The organism is Lentzea chajnantorensis (genome assembly GCF_054300775.1).
Genome location: NZ_JBSDZT010000002.1, coordinates 6,155,702 through 6,172,032 on the forward strand (window position 1 = coordinate 6,155,702; position 16,331 = coordinate 6,172,032).

Sequence of the window (16,331 nt, forward strand, 5' to 3'; positions counted from 1 at the left end):
CCGCCGGCTCGGTTCACTCCGCGGACGGCACGAGGAAGCGCGACACGCTGCGCAGCTTCTCCCGCGTCTCCTCCAGTTCCCGTTCAGGGGTGGACTGGGCGACGATGCCCGCGCCTGCCCGCAGCCAGATGTCGCCGTCGCGGCGGAACACGCTGCGGAGGACGAGAGCCGCGTCGATGGCGCCGTCCTGGTCGACGGTCAGCACGGCGCCGCTGTAGAGGCCGCGCGGCTGCGTCTCGGCGCGCCGGATCAGCTCGCACGCGGAGGCCTTGGGGATGCCGGACGCCGTGACCGCGGGGAAGAGGGCGGCGAACGCGTCCCAGCCGGTGCGGTCCGGTGCGAGCGAACCCGAGAGCTGGGAGGCGAGGTGTTGCACGCTGCCGCGTTCCTTCACGCTCATGAACTCCTCGACGCGGACGGTCGACGGTCTGCACACGGTCGACAGCTCGGTCGCGGCCAGGCGCACCGAGATCGCGTGTTCGAAGACCTCCTTGGCGTCGCGGTAGAGCTCGTCACGCCGCACCCGGTCGGCTTCGTGATCACCGAAGAAGGCGCGCGTGCCGGCCAGCGGCTGGGTGACCACCTCGCCCTTGGAGCTCACGCTGATCACGATCTCCGGGCTGAACCCGAGGACCTCCCAGCCCTGAAGGCGCAGGAGGAACGATCGCGCCGGGTTGTTGGCAAGACGGCCGGTGAGGTACGTCGTGGGCATGTCGATGTCTTCCTGCACCGGCACCACACGGGAGAGGATCACCTTGTCCAGCGCGCCGGAGCGGATCTCCGCGATGCCCGCCGCGACCGCGGCCCGGTAGCTCTCCGCGTCGTGGCCGTCGACATCGACCTCCACGCGCGCCTCCGCCGGCTCGACCCCGCCGGTCAGCACGGCAGCCGCGAGCCGCGACTCCAGCGCGTTCACGTCCGCCGCCGTGAGTGCGCGCAGGAGGGCGATGCCGTTCTCGAAGCGCACCTCACGCCGCGGGATCATCAAGGTGACCGTGTCGGTCGTCGGCGCGTCGTCCAGTCCGTACAACGCGTAGGACAGCTCGAAGGTGGCCCAGCCGTAAGCGCGCCAGTTGTCGACGTCGACCTCCGCGAGCCGGGTGGCGAGCGCCGACAGCGGTTCGCCCGCCCGCGTGGTGACGGTCGCATGGGCGCCCTCACCCCAGCAGATCGAACCTTGGTTCTCGTAGAGCACGTTGTCCTCGGTCGACGTCGCCGCGAGCGTGGCAGCCACGCGAAGAGGATCGGCCGGCAGTGCGACGTGACGTTCCCAGTACCTCAGTGCAGTTCTCCTAGATCGAGTCGGTTCGCAGCTCGCCCGCGTCCGGGCGCGTGGGTCGTGGTGGCTCAGGCCGCGGCCGGGTTGTCCACCCACAGCCGCACGGGGCCGCGGAAGCACGCGTTCTCGTGGTAGCGCACGACTTCACCGTCCGCGAGCCGGAGGTGGGGCAGGCGTGCCGTCAGCTCCTCCAGCACGACCCGCATCTCCAGCCGAGCCAGCGGAGCACCGAAGCAGGCGTGGATTCCCCTGCCGAAGGTGAGGTGCTGCTGGGGGTTGGACCGGTGGACGTCGAACCGGTCCGGGTCGGCGAACCGTGCCGGGTCGTGGTTCGCGGAACCGATGAGGAGCAGGAGCTTGGCCCCCGCCGGGACGGTGACCCCGCCGATGTCGACCTGCCTGGTGGTGATCTTGCGCCAGGTGTGCAGGCTCGGGTCGAAGCGCAGACCCTCCTCGACCGCGTTCGGGATCAGCGACGGGTCGGCGCAGATCGCCTCCCACTGCTCCCGGTGCGTGAGCAGCCGCTGCAGCGTGCTCGACGACGCGTTGGTCGTGGTCTCGTGGCCGGCGAAGCTCACCGCGTGGATGACGTTGACGATCTCCTCGACCGACAGCGCGGCGGGATCCGCGAGGTGCGAGCGGAGCAGGTCGCTGGTGAAGTCGTCCCGCAGGTCCTCCTTGCGCGCGGCGACGAAGTCCGTGCAGTACCGCCAGTACTCGACCATCCTTCCCGCGATCCTGACCTGTTCGTCCGGTGTGGACCGTCCCCAGGTGAAGGCCATGCGGTTGAGGGCGAGCGCCTTGAGCGCTTCCGAGTCCGACTCGGGAAAGCCGATCAGGCTGAACACGATCTTGGCGGGCAGTGGTGCCGTCAGCTCGTGCACCAGGTCGAACCGCGACTTCGAGGCGGCACCGTCGAGCAGTTCGGTGGTGCAGGCGCGGATGACCGGTTCGAGCCCCGCGATCCTCCTGGCGGAGAACGCCTTGACGTTGAAGGCGCGCACCCTGGTGTGCTTGGGCGGGTCGCAGTTGGAGACGGTCGGGGTGGCGTGGAACCCGGCGTCGAGGATCTCCTTCGCTTCCTGTGCAAGCGGGTAGAAGGGCGTCTGGGTGATCGCACCGGAGAAGCTCTCGTGATCGGTGAGGACGCGCTTGACGTCCTCGTGGCGGGTCACCGGCCACATGTCGAGCTGCGGTTCGTAGAAGACCGGGCTTTCCTCGCGCAGGGTGGCGAGCGCCGGGTACGGGTCGGCGAGGTAGTCGGGAGCCAGCGGGTCGAACCGCCCCTGCACAGGGCAACGGCCCGTGCTGCTGTTCAGCATCTCATCTCCACGGAGTTGGCTGGGTGAACCGGAAGCCCGGAGGAACAACCGCTGAGGCGCGCTCACAGCCGCCTGCCGAGCACCTCGGCCTCCCGGATCGACGTGAGCATGGTTCCCGGCGCGTACGCGTCCCCGATGACGTGGACTGGCACCCCGCTCGCCGACAGCGGACCCGACAGCTCGTCGACCGGCTGACGCGGGGTCGACCAGGTGAACAGGGCCACGTCCTCGATCTCGGTGAGCCGCCCGGTGAAGACGTTCGCACAGCGCAGCACGCGGTCCTCGTACAGCAGCGGTTCGGTCGACAACTCGATGCGCACGCCCGCCTCGTGCAGTCTCCGGTGGACACCAAGGCGGCTCACGTACGGCACCGCGTCGCCCAGGGACGCCCTGGGCGTCATGAGCACCACGTCGCGGTACCGCCGCGCCAGGAGGTCGGCCACCGCGTAGGTCCCGGCCGAGTGGTCGAAGTCGAACAGCACCGCTGTGCCGTCGCTGCCTCCGCCGTCGCCGTGGACCAGGTGGTCGCGCACGCTGACGCCGTCCTCGCCGTGGGCGGCCAGGGTGGGCGGTCGCATCATCCGCGCCCCGGTGGCGAGGACGACGACGTCGGGACCGGTCGCGAGGACCATCTCCTCCGTCACGCGCGCACTCCGCTCGACGCGCACGCCGTTGCGTTCCACCAGCCACAGGTGGTGCTCCAGCGTGGTGGCGATGTCAGCACGTCCCGGCAACAGCGACTCCACCCTCGCCTTGCCGCCGAGGTGCGGTCCGGCCAGCAAGGTCACCCGGTGCCCTCGTTCGGCCGCCGCCGCGGCGGCCCGAAGACCTGCCACACCGGCGCCGACCACGGTCACCGCACGCTTCGTCGACGACCCGCGCACCCGGCCGGCGGCTTCACCACCGGTGCCGAGGTCGGGGTTGACCACACAGGCGATCGTGCGGCCACTGGTGACCTCTCCCCAGCAGACGTTGCAGTAGAGGCACGGCCGCACCTCCTGCTCGCGGCCCGCCCGCACCTTGGCCGGGAAGCCGGGATCGGCCACCAGGAGACGTCCCAGGCCGACCAGGTCACCGACCCCGTCCCTGACCACGGCCTCGGCTTCGGCAGCGGAGGTGACGCGGCCGAACGCCACGACCGGGACGTCCACCGCTGCCCTGAGGTCGCGCTGGATCCCGAGGTACGGGCCGGGCGGGTAGTGCATGTCGGGCACGTGGTCGCCGAAGCTGAGCGAGGAGTTGCCCTGGCCGAACGCGAGGTAGTCCGGCGGAGTCTCCTGGCCCACCCGGTTCGCGATGCGAGCCGACTCCTCCGCGGTGATGCCTCCCCGCACCAGCTCGTCACCCGGCATCTTCAAGCCCAGCAGGAAATCCGTCCCGCACACCGACCGGATGCCGGCCAGGACCTCGCGCAGGAACCTGGTCCGCCCGTCCAGGTCGCCGCCGTACTCGTCCTGCCTGGTGTTCGACCACGGCGACAGGAACTGCGTGATCAGGTGACCGTGCGCCGCGTGCACCTCGACGCCGGAGAACCCCGCACGCTGCAGGACGGCGGCCGAAGCCACGAACGACTCGGCGATCATCCGGACCTCCGACGTGGACATCACGTGCGGAACCGTCCAGCTGTACGGGTCCGGCAGGGGCGACACCCCGATCGAACTGTCCGACACCGGACCTCGCACCTGCTGCCTGCCCGAGTGCAGGAGCTGACCGACCATCCGGCAGTCGTGTTCCTCGACCGCGGCCGCGAGGCGCTCGAAGCCCGCGGTGTTGGCGGGTTCGTACGCCGCGAGACCCGTCTGCGGGGGCACCGAGCTCGGGTGGACGAACAGCGCCTCGGACACCACCATCGCCGCGCCACCGGCCGCGCGCTCGGCGTAGAAGGTGACCGTGCGGTCGGTCACCAGCCCCTGGCGCGCGTAGTTGTTCATGATCGCCGGAAACACGATCCGGTTCTTCAGCCGCGCGTTGCCCACCCGCAACGGGGAGAACAGGTGCGGATACCGGTCCTGTTCCTCGGTGGTCACGCCCTGGTGCCTTCGCCCGCCGCGGAGACGATCTCGCGCAGCTCGCGGCCGATCTTGCCGATGTCCGGCTCGGCACCGTCGAACAGCGCGCCGCCGTCGGCGTCCACGAAGACGGTGGTGATCCGGTCGCGGTGGATCGACCGCAGCGGTGCGGCGTAGGGCGACATCGCGTGGATCGCGGTCTCCTGCCGGCTGGCCTCGCCGACGGCGAGGATCGTGATGCTGCCGTCGAAGCCGGTCGGCGGGTCGTAGGTGAGCATCGCCGAGAGGTTCGCCTTGTAGATGGCCATCCGGTTGCGGAAGACGTCGAGGTCCATTCCGGACAGCAGGTCGTGCTCGTCGACGTAGCGGACGACGAACTCGACCTGTGCGTCCTCGTCGAGCTCGTTCAGCTCGTCCCACGGCAGGTCGATCCGCACGGCCAGCAGGCGTTCGATGATGTAGACGTAGTCCATGATCGCCCGCTGCTGCAACGAGGCGCTGTCGACCGGCAGCTCCTTCCAGGGGCGGTTGAAGTTCGGCATCAGGTGCAGGACGAGACCGGTGCGTTCACCCTGCTCGTGGAGCTGGCGGGCCGTCTCGTACGCGGGCAGTCCGCCCATGCAGTTCCCCGCGACGTAGTAGGGGCCCTCCGGCTGGACGCGGCGCATCTGGCGGATGCCGTGGGCGGCCAGCTCCTCGACCGTGCGGTACGGCGCCTGCTCACCGTCCATTCCCGGGGTCTGCAGGGCATACACGCCCCAGGTCTCGGGGATGTGCGGCAGGTAGTTGTTCATGTAGCTCACGCTGCCGTCCGTGGCCGGGTAGAGGAACAGGATCGGGGTGCCCTCCCGCAGCACCTTGACGTTCGACCCCTCCAGGGTGAGCAGCCGGTCGTTCCCGATGTTCTTGTTCTCCAGCAGCCGCAACAGCGCCAGTCGCTTGGTGTCGGACAGCTGCTGGAGCCGGTCGGTCGTGTTCACACTGTCTCCTGGTTCGCTGGTTCGCTGGTTGGTCAGTGGAGGCCGTCGAGCAGGCGGGCGACGTCCTCGTCCGACATCGACTCGAGCTGGTCGAGCGCGGCGCTGATGGCGAGGTCGTCCCGGACACCGCGGGTGAGGTCGTCGTCGATCCGTGCGGCGAGCGCCGACACCGTGGGGTGCGCGAAGAGGTTCTGCAGCTCCACCCGCACGCCGAAGCGCTCCTCGACCTGGAACAGCGCCCTGGTGGCCAGCAGGGAGTGCCCGCCCAGGTCGAAGAAGCTGTCGTGCCTGCCGACCCCGGTCCGGCCGAGGAGGTCGCCGTAGATCTCCGCGACGACCGCCTCGGTCCCGCCGGCCGGCGGTTCGTGCGCGGTGGCGCTCGGAGCCGGCTCCGCGACCATCGACGACAGCGCCGTGCGGTCGACCTTGCCGTTGGGAGTCATCGGAAGCGCGGTGTGCAGGACGAAGCGCTGCGGCACCATGTAGGCGGGGAGGACAGGAGCGAGCAGCTCTCTGAGCCGACCCGCGGAGACGGTGTCGCCGTCATGCGCGGCCAGGTGGGCGACGAGCACTCCGTCCGCCGCCAGGGTGACCGCGGCGTCGACGACCGCGGGGTGCCGGCGCAGCGCGTGTTCGACCTCGGCGGCCTCGACGCGGTGACCGCGCACCTTGAGCTGCTGGTCCGTCCTGCCCAGGAAGGTCAGCGTGCCGTCCGCCGACTCGCGGACCAGGTCACCGGTGCGGTAGACGCGCTCGGGCGCGTCGGCCACCCCCGCCAGGTCCGCGAATCGCCGCTCGGTCTCCTCCGGCCGGTTCAGGTAGCCGTTCGCGACGCCCTCCCCCGCGATGCACAGCTCACCCGGCACTCCGGGCGGCACGAGCAGGCCGCGTCCGTTGACGACGTAGAACCGGGTGTTCTCGATCGGCTCCCCGATGCGCACGGGATCGGTCGCGTCGACCTTCCAGCGGGCGGACCAGATGGTCGTCTCGGTCGGACCGTAGAGGTTCCACACCTCCCGGCACCCGGCCAGGAGCTGGTCGGCCAGGTCGCGGCTCATGGCCTCTCCGCCGCACAGCGCGGTGAGCCGGGAGAGCCCCTTCCACCCGGAGTCGAACAGCATCCGCCACGTGGAGGGCGTCGCCTGCATGACGGTGGCACCGCTGGTGTCCAGCAGGCCGGCCAGGCGAGCCGGGTCCGCCGCCTCCTCCGCGGTGGCGACGACGACCGCCGCACCGGTGACCAGCGGGAGCAGCAGCTCCAGCAGGGAGATGTCGAACGACAGGCTGGTCACCGCGAGGAACACGTCGTCCTGCCGGATTCCCGGCTTCACCGCCATCGCGTGCAGCAGGTTCAGCAGGTTGTCGTGCCGCACCTCGACACCCTTGGGCCGGCCCGTCGACCCGGACGTGTGCAGCACGTAGGCGGGACTGCCGGCGGTGGGCGGATCGAGCGGCCGGTGCGGCGTCGCGTCCGGTGACCCGTCGACCAGCAGCGGCCGGACCCGCTCGGGCAGGCGGGCGGCGAGGTCCGATCGCGTGACCGCAAGGGACATGCCGGTGTCCTCGACGATCCAGGCCATCCGCTCCTCGGGCAGATCGGTGGCCAGCGGGACGAAGACCGCTCCCGCGCGGACCGCTGCCAGCACCGCCACCACCATGTCGGGGCTGCGGTCCAGGAAGATCCCGAGTCGCCGGCCACGACCGCCCGCGGCATCGATGCGGCAGGCCAGCGCCGACACCGCGCGGTCGAGTTCCGCGTAGCCGAGCTCACGGCCGTCGCAGCGGACGGCGACGCGCTCGGGGTCGGCTTCGGCCCACGCCGCCACGAGCCGGTCGACCGTCGTGTCCCGTGCGTGGTCCGATGCGGTGCTGTTGCGCCTGCGGAGGTTCCGGCGCTCCAGCTCGGTCATCAGGGAGACGTCGCCGATCGGCAGGTCCGGGGAGCCGACCAGCAACGCGGCGAGGTGCTGCCAGCGGCGGGCCATGGCCTCGACCGTCGACCGCTCGAACAGTGCCGTGTCGTAGTAGAAGCTCCCCAGCAGTCCCCGTTCGCCGGCGTCGGGGTGGAAGTGCAGTTCGAGGTCGAACTGGACGCTGCCGGTGTCGAACGGGCGCAGCTCGGCCGTGGCGCCGGGCAGCCTCAGCGGGTGGAACGCGTCCTGGAAGGCGAAGAACGCCTGGAACAGCGGACTGCGGCTGAGGTCGCGGCTTCCGGCCACCTCGCTCACCAGCTTCTCGTACGAGTAGTTCTGGTGGTCCCAGGCGTCGGCGCACACGGCGGCGGTCCTGCGCACCAGCTCGCGGAAGCTCAGCTCGGCGGACAGGCCGACGCGCAGCACCAGGGTGCTGACGAAGCACCCCGCGGTCCGCTCGAAGCCGGGGTCCAGCCGGTTGGCGCACGGCGTGCCGATCGAGATGTCCTCGCGCTCGGTGGAGTGCCACAGCAGCACGAGGTACACGGCGAGCAGCGTGGCGAACCGGGTTGCCGCTTCCTCCCTGCCGAGCTCCGTGAGCCCGGTGGTGAGCTCCGGTCGCAGGACGAAGTCGACCCGCGCGCCGACGTGGCCGCGCCGGGGCGGGCGCGGGTGGTCCTGCGGCAGCTCCAGCGGGGTGCTTCCCGACAACGCACCCACCCAGTGGTCCAGGTTCCCGGCCGAGGCGGGGCTGTCGGCGTGTGTGCGTTCCCACTCGGCGTAGTCGGTGTAGTCCAAGCCCGCGTCCGCACCGCTCTCGCCGTTGAGGATCTCGGAGACCTCCCGCACGACGAGCCCGGTGGTCCACCCGTCGGCGACCAGGTGGTGCAGGGTCAGCCCCCACACGTGTTCCCGCTCCCCGGTGCGCACGAGCACCGAACGCGCCAACGGGCCACGAGCGAGGTCGAACGGCGCGATCAGGGCCGCTCGCAGCTCCCGGTCGACTTCCTCGGCATCGGCGCCGAGGAGATCGGCACTCCTCAGCACGGGTGCCGACTCCGGGTCGATGAACTGGACCGGCACTCCCCCGATCTCCTCGAAGGTCGCCCGCAGACCGGGGTGGCGGCGCCAGACGGTCTCCAATGCGGTGGCGAGCGCCGGCGCGTCGACCGGCCCCTCGATCCGGTAGGTGACGGTGAACGTGTACGCCACTCCCGTCGGGTCGAGCCTGTCGAGGAACCAGATGCGGTTCTGCACACCGGTCAGCCGGCAGGCCGAGCGCCCGCCGAGCAGCTCCAGCAGCTCGGACCTGTGCTCCCGCACCGCATCCCGCTCGGCGGGGTCGAGGGTTCCCGGAGCGGCCCGCAGCCGCAGCCGGTCACCGGCCGGCGTCAGCTGCACGCCCCGCCTCAGCAGTTCCACCAGTGAGGTCATCGCGTTCACAGCTCCATCCAGTCCATCGATCCCACGAGCGCCGCCGCGCCGGGCGCCGGCTGGCCGGCACCGGTCGACGGCTGGGCCTCGGCCGCGAGTGCGGAGACCCCGTCCGCCCGCAGCACGCGTGAGACCGGGATCTCCACGGCCAGATCACGCAGGACCAGGTTGCGGAGTTCCATCGCCATCAGGGAGGTCATGCCCAGCTTGCTCAGCTGGACGTCGCGCTGGACCTCGTCCTGCCGCAGGCGCAGCACCCTGGCCACCCGGTTCGCCAGCCGGTCCTCGAAGGCCGCACCGTCGTCGGAGCTGCTCGCGGCCTCCTGCGGGACGACTTCCTCCGGCTCCGAGCGCGAACCGTCATCGATCGCGCTCGTCATCTCGCGGCGAGTGCCACGTACGCGGTCGAGCCAGTACCGCTCGCGCTGCCAGGGGTAGGCGGGCAGCGGAACCGTGCGGCCACCGGCGGGCTGCACCCGGTCCCAGTCGACCTCGCACCCCGCCGTGTAGAGCGCCGCGACGGCTTCCAGCAGGCCTGTCCGCTCACCGCGCTTCCTGTGCGCCTTGGCGACCGTGGTGGCCGTCGCGCCGACCGAGTGGAGCGTCGCGTCGATCGCCGGGCCGAGCACGGAGTGCGGGCTGATCTCCAGGAACACCTGGTGCCCCTGCTCGGCGAGCAGGGCGACGGCCGGGCAGAGCATCACCGGTTCACGCAGGTTCCGCAGCCAGTACGACGTCCCCAGCTCCTCGCCCGCGCTCAGCGCACCGGTGACGCTGGAGCAGAACGGCACCGAGGTCGCGGCGGGCCAGACCCCGCGCAGCTCGGCGCGGAGCTCGCCGAGCAGCGGCTCCACCTGCCGGCTGTGCCCGGCCACGTCGACGACCATGCGCCGTGCGAACACCTCCGTGCGCTCGAGCTCGCCCAGCACCTCTTCCACCGCCTCGGGACTCCCGGCCAGCAGTGTCGAGGACGGGCTGTTGCTCGCCGCGACCTCGACCTGGCCGTCCCACCGGCCGATGAGCTCCCGCGACTCCTCCAGGCCGAGCTCGACCAGCGCCATCGCACCCTGCCCGCGGATCGACGCCAGGAGCGTGCTGCGGCGGCAGATCACGAGTGCGGCGTCCTCGAGGGACAGTGCGCCGGCGGCGTGTGCCGCGGCGATCTCCCCCATGCTCTGCCCCACGACCGCGGCCGGTTCGACGCCCCAGGACCTCCACAGGGCCGTCAGCGCGACCTCCATCGCGAACAGGGCCGGCTGCACCTCCTCGATCAACGGGATGTCCGCTTCCCCGTTCTCCCGCCGCAAATAGTCGAGGACGGAGAACCCGCTGACCCGCCGGATGGCCGCGGCGCAGTCCTCCAGCGCATCCCTGAACACCGGCTCCGTCGCGGCGAGCTTCCAGGCCCATGCCCGCCCAAGCGGCGCCGTGGCCTGGAAAGACGAACACGACGGACGGCTTCTTCCACGTCGGCGCCAACGGCCGTTCCGCGGCTCCTTCGAGTGCATCGGCCAGCTCGGTCCGCGAAGCACCCGCGACGGCCAGTCGTCGCGCGTGCGGAGAGCGGCGGGCGGCCGTGTGGGCGATGTCCCCGAGGTCAGCGGCGGTCCGCACGACCTCGGCGAGTGCCGTGGCTCCCTCGGCGAGCGCGGCCGGGGTGTGCGCGGACAGGGGCAGCACCACCGGTTCCCGCTCCTGCCCGTCCGGTGCGTGCGGGCGTTCCGCCGGCTCTCGGCCGGTCCGGGCGTGCACACGGGACCAGTTCACGTCCTGCCCCAGGCAGTACAGGCGGCCGAGGGAGTCGAGCAGCACCGGGCGGCTCGGCTCCGCCCGCCGGGAGGACGGCAGCACGTGACCTTCGCGGCCCGCCTCCGCCAGGCACTCGGTCACGTTGTGCACGAGGAGCGGGTGCGGGTTCACGTCGATGAAGTCACGCCGCCCTTCGGCGACGAGCAGCCGCACCACCTCCGCGAAGAGGACCGGCTCACGCAGGTTGTCGCACCAGTACTCGGCATCCAGCTCGTCACCGGCCACGTCCTGGCCGACGACCGTGGAGTAGAAGGGGATGACACCGCGGTGGGGACGCACACCGCTCAGCGCCGACCGCAGCTCGGGCAGCAGCGGGTCCATCTGCGGTGAGTGCGACGCGTAGTCCACCTGGATCGGCCGCAGCGTGACGCCCGACCGCGCGAGCTCGGACGAGAGGTCCCGCACGGCGTCAGCAGCTCCGGAGATCACCGTCGCGTTCGGACCGCTGCTGACGGCGATCGAGATCTCGTCCGCGCGGCTCGCGATCACCCGGCGAGCCTCCTCGACCGGCAGGTCGACCACGGCCATCGCGCCCGAGCCGGACGCGGCGCCGTGCACGATCGTGCTGCGGACGCAGACGATCCGCACCGCGTCCTCCAGGCTCAGGCACCCCGCCACGTGGGCTGCCGCGATCTCTCCCAGGCTCTGCCCGGCGACCGCGCCGGGGTGCACTCCCCAGGAGCGCCACAGAGCGGCGAGGGCGACCTGCACGGCGAAGATCGCCGGTTGCACCAGCCTCAGGTCCTCCAGCCAGGCCGGGTCGTCCGCGAGCACCACGTCCAGCACCGACACGTCGAGGTAGGGGCGCATCGCGCGGTCGCAGCGCCGCATCGCGGCCAGGAAGGCCGGTTCGAGCACCAGGTCCCTGCCCATGCCGAGCCACTGCGATCCCTGACCGGCGAACAGGAAGACGGGGTTGCCGCGATCCGCTTCCACGAGGCCGGTCACCGTGCCGGGCAGGGGACGGCCGTCGAGGTGCGCGGTGAGCCGCCTCGCCAGATCGGCGGGGTCCTCCGCGGTGACCGCCAGCCGCTGTCCTTCCCCCACTCCCCGTGCCACGGCACCGGAACGCAGCGCCGGCATCGTCGCACCGGGGCGCTCGCACGCTTCGAGCAGCTCTGCCGCCGCAGCGCGCAGCCCGTCTTCGTCACGGGCCGACAGCGGCACCAGGTGCGGCCCGCCCGTGCCCGCTTCCTCCAGGACCACGTGGCAGTTGGTGCCGCCGAAACCGAAGGCGCTCACCCCGGCGAGCCCGGGACGGTTCCGCCGCGGCCACGGCGTGCGTCGTGCAGCGACCCGCAGCCGCAGGCCGTCGAAGTCGATGTGCGGGTTCGGGGTCTCGAAGTGCAGGCTCGGCGGGATGGAACGGCGGCTCAGCGCCAGAACGGTCTTGATGAAGCCCGCCATCCCCGCGGCCGCTTCGAGGTGGCCGATGTTGGTCTTCGCCGAGCCGAGCAGCAGTGGGCGGTCGGCCGGGCGCCCCGCCCCGTGCACCGCGCCCAGCGCTCCCGCCTCGATCGGGTCGCCGAGCATCGTCCCGGTGCCGTGCGCCTCGACGTAGTCGACGTGCGCGGGGTCGATCCCGGCGTCGGCGCAGGCGTCGCGCAGGACCTCCACCTGGGCGGCCGGGCTGGGGGCGGTCATGCCGTTGCTGAAGCCGTCGTTGTTGATCGCGCTCCCCCGGATGACGCAGTGGACGGGGTTGCCGTCGGCCAGCGCGCGGGACAGCGGTTTGAGCACCACCACACCGCCGCCCTCACCCCGCACGTACCCGTTCGCCCTGCTGTCGAACGCCTTGCACCGCCCGTCGGGCGCCATCGCGCCGAACCGGTCCATCGCGACCATGCTGTCCAGCGCGAGGATCAGGTTGACCCCGCCGGCCAGTGCGAGCGACGACTCGCCGAGCAGGAGGCTCTGCCGTGCCTGGTGGATGGCGACCAGCGCGGACGAACAGGCGGTGTTCAGGGTGATGGCGGGTCCGCGCAGCCCGAGGAAGTAGGAGATCCTGGCGGGGATGATGCTGAGGTCCTGCCCCGTCGCGGTGTGCTGCGTGGTTCCGGCGAGGTCACCTGCGGCCAACTGGGCGTAGTCGTGCCACATGGCGCCGAAGAAGACGCCGGTCCGGGTGTCCCGGAGGCTGTGGGGCGCTATGCCCGCGTCGTCGAGCGCCTCCCACGACAGCTCCATCGCCAGCCGCTGCTGTGGGTCCATCTCGGCCGCCTCACGCGGTGAGATGCCGAAGAACTGCGGGTCGAAACCATCGACCCGGTCCAGGAAACCACCCCGCCAGCCGTCGGTCCCGGCCGGAGCGTCGCCCGCGTGCCACCGCTCCGACGGCACGGTGCCGACGGCGTCGACCCCGTTCGACAGCAGCGACCAGTACGCGTCGAGATCTCCGGCCCCCGGGAACCGGCAGGACATGCCGACGACGGCGATGGCCTCGTCGGAGCGGGCACCGCGCGTGGCCGGAGCGGGAACCGGGCTCGGCTCCCCGTGCCGCACGGAGGCGCTCACCGCCTGGGCGAGTGACCTGACGGTGGGGTTCTCCCACATCATCGTGGGCCGCAGCGGCCTGCCCAGCTCGGTCCCGAGATCGGTCAGGAGCCGGACCATCTGCACCGAGTCGCGGAGGTAGCGGTTGATCCGTTCGTCCACGTCGACGAACTGAGCGGGTGTGCCCGTGAGCTCTGAAAGGCGTTCCACGAGCCGCTCTTCGACTGCGGTGGCGGAAATTTCCAAGTCGGAGGACATCGCTCGGTTCCTCAGCTCTCGATGAGTCGCAGACACTTCCCGCGTGATCCACTCTGGAAGTGGATCATGACTCGGTCAACGAACCGTCCCGCGTACCGGAACGCGGCAGCCCGACCGGGCCGGTCATTCCGCTCGGCGCGGAAATCGTTGTCCTGCCTGGAAAACCAGGCAACGGCGCCGGGGTCGACCGGGACCCGGTGAACCGTCAAGCGGGACCCAGGCTCCTGACGTGCCCAGCAGGATCGTCACCGGTCGGGACCAGTGCGATGATCGGTGTCGTCAGGCCGTTGTCCACATAGGATCGAATTCGCTCGCGGCAGTCTTCGGGCGCGCCGTGCACGACGAGATCGTCCACGACCTCGTCGGAAACCAGCTCCAGCGCCTCACGCCGGTCACCGCGGTTCCAGGCGTCGTGCACCGGCTTGAGCGCCTCGCCGCGGCCGAGCCAGTCCTGGAACGCCGCATAGGCGGGCACGGTCAGGTACTCCGCGACGAGTCGGCGGCCGAGCCTGCGTGCCAGCGCCCTGTCCGCGGTGGGGCAGACGAAGATCCTGGCGGCCAGCTCGACGCCCTGGCCGACCTCCTCGCGCACCCGGCGCACGTCACCGGGAGCGAGCCAGTTGGTGATCACACCATCGGCCTCCTCCGCGGCCAGCCGCAGCATTTCCGGCCTCAGGGCGGCGAGCGCGATGGGAGGCGGCGGATCGACCGCGTTCTGCAGGCGGAAACCACTGACGGAGAACGTCTCATACGCCTCGGTCACCTTCTCACCGCCCAGCGCGGCCCGCAGGAACCGCAGCGTGTCCCTGACTCTGCGGAGAGGGGTGGTGTACTCCGCGCCGTTCCACTGCTGCACGATCACCCGCGACGAGGCGCCGATCCCCAGCACGAACCGGCCGGGGGCCAATCCTGCGAGGGTCGCCGCGTTCATCGCGAGGAGCGCCGGACCACGGGTGTACACGGATGCCACCGCGGTGCCCAGGCGCAGTTGCTCCGCCCACTGGGAGACGAGCGCCAGAGGGGTGAAGGCGTCGGTGCCCGCCTTCTCGGACGTCCAGACGTCGGTGTACCCGAGGTCCGGGAGCTCCTCGACGATCTTCCGGTGGAGCGCGAGAGACATCCCGGGCAGGGGAACGGTGATGCCCCACCGGCTCACAGGCCCTCCTGGAGTTCCACCGCCGGCCATGCCACGCCCTCGCCGCCTCAGGGCTTCGCGCCGCGCTTGCTCGCCTGCGGCCGCCAGATCGGGTACAGCGACGGACCACCTCGCAAGGTGATGGGCTCGCCCAGCCGCACCTGCCCGAGCCGTTCGTACAACGCGAGGTTGCGCAGGCAGCTCGCTTCGCCGTACACGCCCGCGTCCGCATCGTCGGCGATGGCGAACTGGGCGTTCTTGAGCACGGTTCCGAGCCCTTTGCCCTGCCACGCAGGGACTGTCGAGAGGAAGGTGCCGTACAGGTGCGGTGGCACGTTCCGCGGGTGGTTGTCGTTCAGCAGGTCCACGAAGGCCACCGCCCGCTCGGCCTGGTCGCCCAGCCGCTCCGTCAACCGCCTGACGACCTCGGCGTGGTCCTCCGCGGTGGGCAGCACGGACGGCGGGTAGAACAACGAGACCGCGCTGAAGTCCTCGACCTGGAGCGCGAGTCCACCGCCGGCGAACGTCGTTTCCACGATGACGGTGAAGAACTCCCGGTTGGCGTCCATGCGGCGGTCCGGGTCCGGGAAGATCCAGGAGAACACGGGGTCGTCGTGGAAGGCTCGGGCGTAGACCTCGACCAGGGACTCGGCCTGGTCCTCGTGAACCGCGTTGATCATCGACACGGGTGCTCTGTCCTCTCGGTTCGCGACGAACGGGCGGGGCTCAACTCGCTGCGGGCGAACGGTGTGCCGCCGCGTGTCGCGCGATCTCGGCACAGGTGGCCCACCAGACGCCGGTGCGGGCAGCGATGTGCGCCAGCAGCTCGTCCAGCACCTTGACGCGGGAGCGGTGCCCGATGATGTGCGGGTGGAGCGCGAGGGTGAACAACCCGCCTTCGGCGTAGGCCGCGTCGAACTCGTCCTGCCACGTCCGCAGCACTTCACGCGGCGCCAAGACCTGCTTCCCCAGAGCGTCGTCGGGGAAGTAGGGGGCGTCGTCCCGGATCCAGGACACCGGGATCTCGGTCACCCCGGTCGCCTCACCCCGGTGCAGGAGCTCGTAGGGCTGGTCATCGGCCATGAGGGAGGAGTCGTACTCGAGCCCGAGCTCCCTGATGATCGGCAGCGTGTGCACGGTGAAGTCCCAGTACGGCGTGCGCAGACCGACCGGACGGACGCCGGTTGCGGCCTCCAGCCCGTCCGCGCTGCGCAGGGCCAGCTCCCGTTCCTGTTCCGCGGTCAGGTCACCGCACTTCTCGTGGATCCAGCCGTGCAGACCGATCTCGTGCCCGTCCGCCCGCACCGCGGCGAGCCCGGCGGGATCCAGCAGGGTCGAGACGACCGGGTAGAAGAACGTCGCAGGTGCGGAATGCCGGCGGAGCGTTTCGAGAACGCGCGGCAGGCCCACACGCGCACCGTACTGGCCCTGCGAGAGAAGGCCGGGTCCGGTCTCACCACGGGAAAGGGGAAGCGTCTCGTTGTCGACGTCGACCGAGATCGCGACGGCCACCCTCGCGTTCTGCGGCCAGTTCCCCGGGGCCAACCGGGCACCCGCGCCCACCTCGTCCACCGCGGATCGCCATTGCCATTCAGCCCACTCCCAAGGCGAGGAATCCACATCAGGCATTCTCAGAACCCTTCTTGCTCATGCCACAGGGGCGTCGAAGCGCCACTCACCGGCAGGTGATCTCGGGAAT

At 71.0% G+C, this 16,331-nt stretch carries 9 protein-coding genes and 1 pseudogene; all 10 read right to left on the bottom strand.

The window, feature by feature from the left end; translation table 11 throughout:
• Positions 1 to 13: 13 nt before the first annotated feature.
• A complete protein-coding gene (locus tag ACVDFE_RS29990) occupies positions 14 to 1,234 on the bottom strand; it encodes a salicylate synthase (protein WP_360384781.1) in 1,221 nt (406 codons plus the stop codon).
• A gap of 113 nt (positions 1,235 to 1,347) precedes the next feature.
• Complete coding sequence (locus ACVDFE_RS29995; RefSeq protein ID WP_458432786.1) at positions 1,348 to 2,601, bottom strand: cytochrome P450; 1,254 nt, start codon at positions 2,599 to 2,601, stop codon at positions 1,348 to 1,350.
• Between the two features lie 62 nt (positions 2,602 to 2,663).
• The gene (locus tag ACVDFE_RS30000; protein WP_458432787.1) at positions 2,664 to 4,628 is read right to left on the bottom strand and encodes an oxidoreductase; all 1,965 of its coding nucleotides are present in this window, start codon (positions 4,626 to 4,628) and stop codon (positions 2,664 to 2,666) included.
• A complete protein-coding gene (locus tag ACVDFE_RS30005; RefSeq protein ID WP_458432788.1) occupies positions 4,625 to 5,590 on the bottom strand; it encodes a thioesterase domain-containing protein in 966 nt (321 codons plus the stop codon). The genes ACVDFE_RS30000 and ACVDFE_RS30005 overlap by 4 nt, the downstream gene beginning before the upstream one ends.
• A gap of 32 nt (positions 5,591 to 5,622) precedes the next feature.
• Positions 5,623 to 8,937, bottom strand: a complete 3,315-nt coding sequence (locus tag ACVDFE_RS30010) for an amino acid adenylation domain-containing protein (RefSeq protein WP_458432789.1) — start codon at positions 8,935 to 8,937, stop codon at positions 5,623 to 5,625.
• A gap of 5 nt (positions 8,938 to 8,942) precedes the next feature.
• On the bottom strand, positions 8,943 to 10,445 hold the full coding sequence (locus ACVDFE_RS30015; protein ID WP_458432790.1) for an acyltransferase domain-containing protein: 1,503 nt from the start codon (positions 10,443 to 10,445) through the stop codon (positions 8,943 to 8,945).
• Positions 10,446 to 10,497: 52 nt separating this feature from the next.
• Positions 10,498 to 13,497, bottom strand: a pseudogene (locus tag ACVDFE_RS30020) (type I polyketide synthase); the annotation flags it as partial.
• A 205-nt stretch (positions 13,498 to 13,702) separates the two neighbouring features.
• Entirely contained in the window at positions 13,703 to 14,653 is a 951-nt protein-coding gene (locus ACVDFE_RS30025; RefSeq protein ID WP_458432791.1) for an LLM class F420-dependent oxidoreductase, read from the bottom strand.
• A 47-nt stretch (positions 14,654 to 14,700) separates the two neighbouring features.
• A complete protein-coding gene (locus ACVDFE_RS30030; protein WP_360384795.1) occupies positions 14,701 to 15,312 on the bottom strand; it encodes a hypothetical protein in 612 nt (203 codons plus the stop codon).
• 46 nt (positions 15,313 to 15,358) lie between these two features.
• Complete coding sequence (locus tag ACVDFE_RS30035) at positions 15,359 to 16,204, bottom strand: polysaccharide deacetylase family protein (protein WP_458432792.1); 846 nt, start codon at positions 16,202 to 16,204, stop codon at positions 15,359 to 15,361.
• Between the last annotated feature and the right edge of the window lie 127 nt (positions 16,205 to 16,331).

Bases quoted from the DNA above. Each gene is read 5' to 3' on its own strand.
- ACVDFE_RS30015 (WP_458432790.1), bottom strand. From the start codon at position 10,445: ATGCACTCGAAGGAGCCGCGGAACGGCCGTTGGCGCCGACGTGGAAGA.
- ACVDFE_RS30010 (WP_458432789.1), bottom strand. From the start codon at position 8,937: ATGACCTCACTGGTGGAACTGCTGAGGCGGGGCGTGCAGCTGACGCCG.
- ACVDFE_RS29995 (WP_458432786.1), bottom strand. From the start codon at position 2,601: ATGCTGAACAGCAGCACGGGCCGTTGCCCTGTGCAGGGGCGGTTCGAC.
- ACVDFE_RS30030 (WP_360384795.1), bottom strand. From the start codon at position 15,312: ATGATCAACGCGGTTCACGAGGACCAGGCCGAGTCCCTGGTCGAGGTC.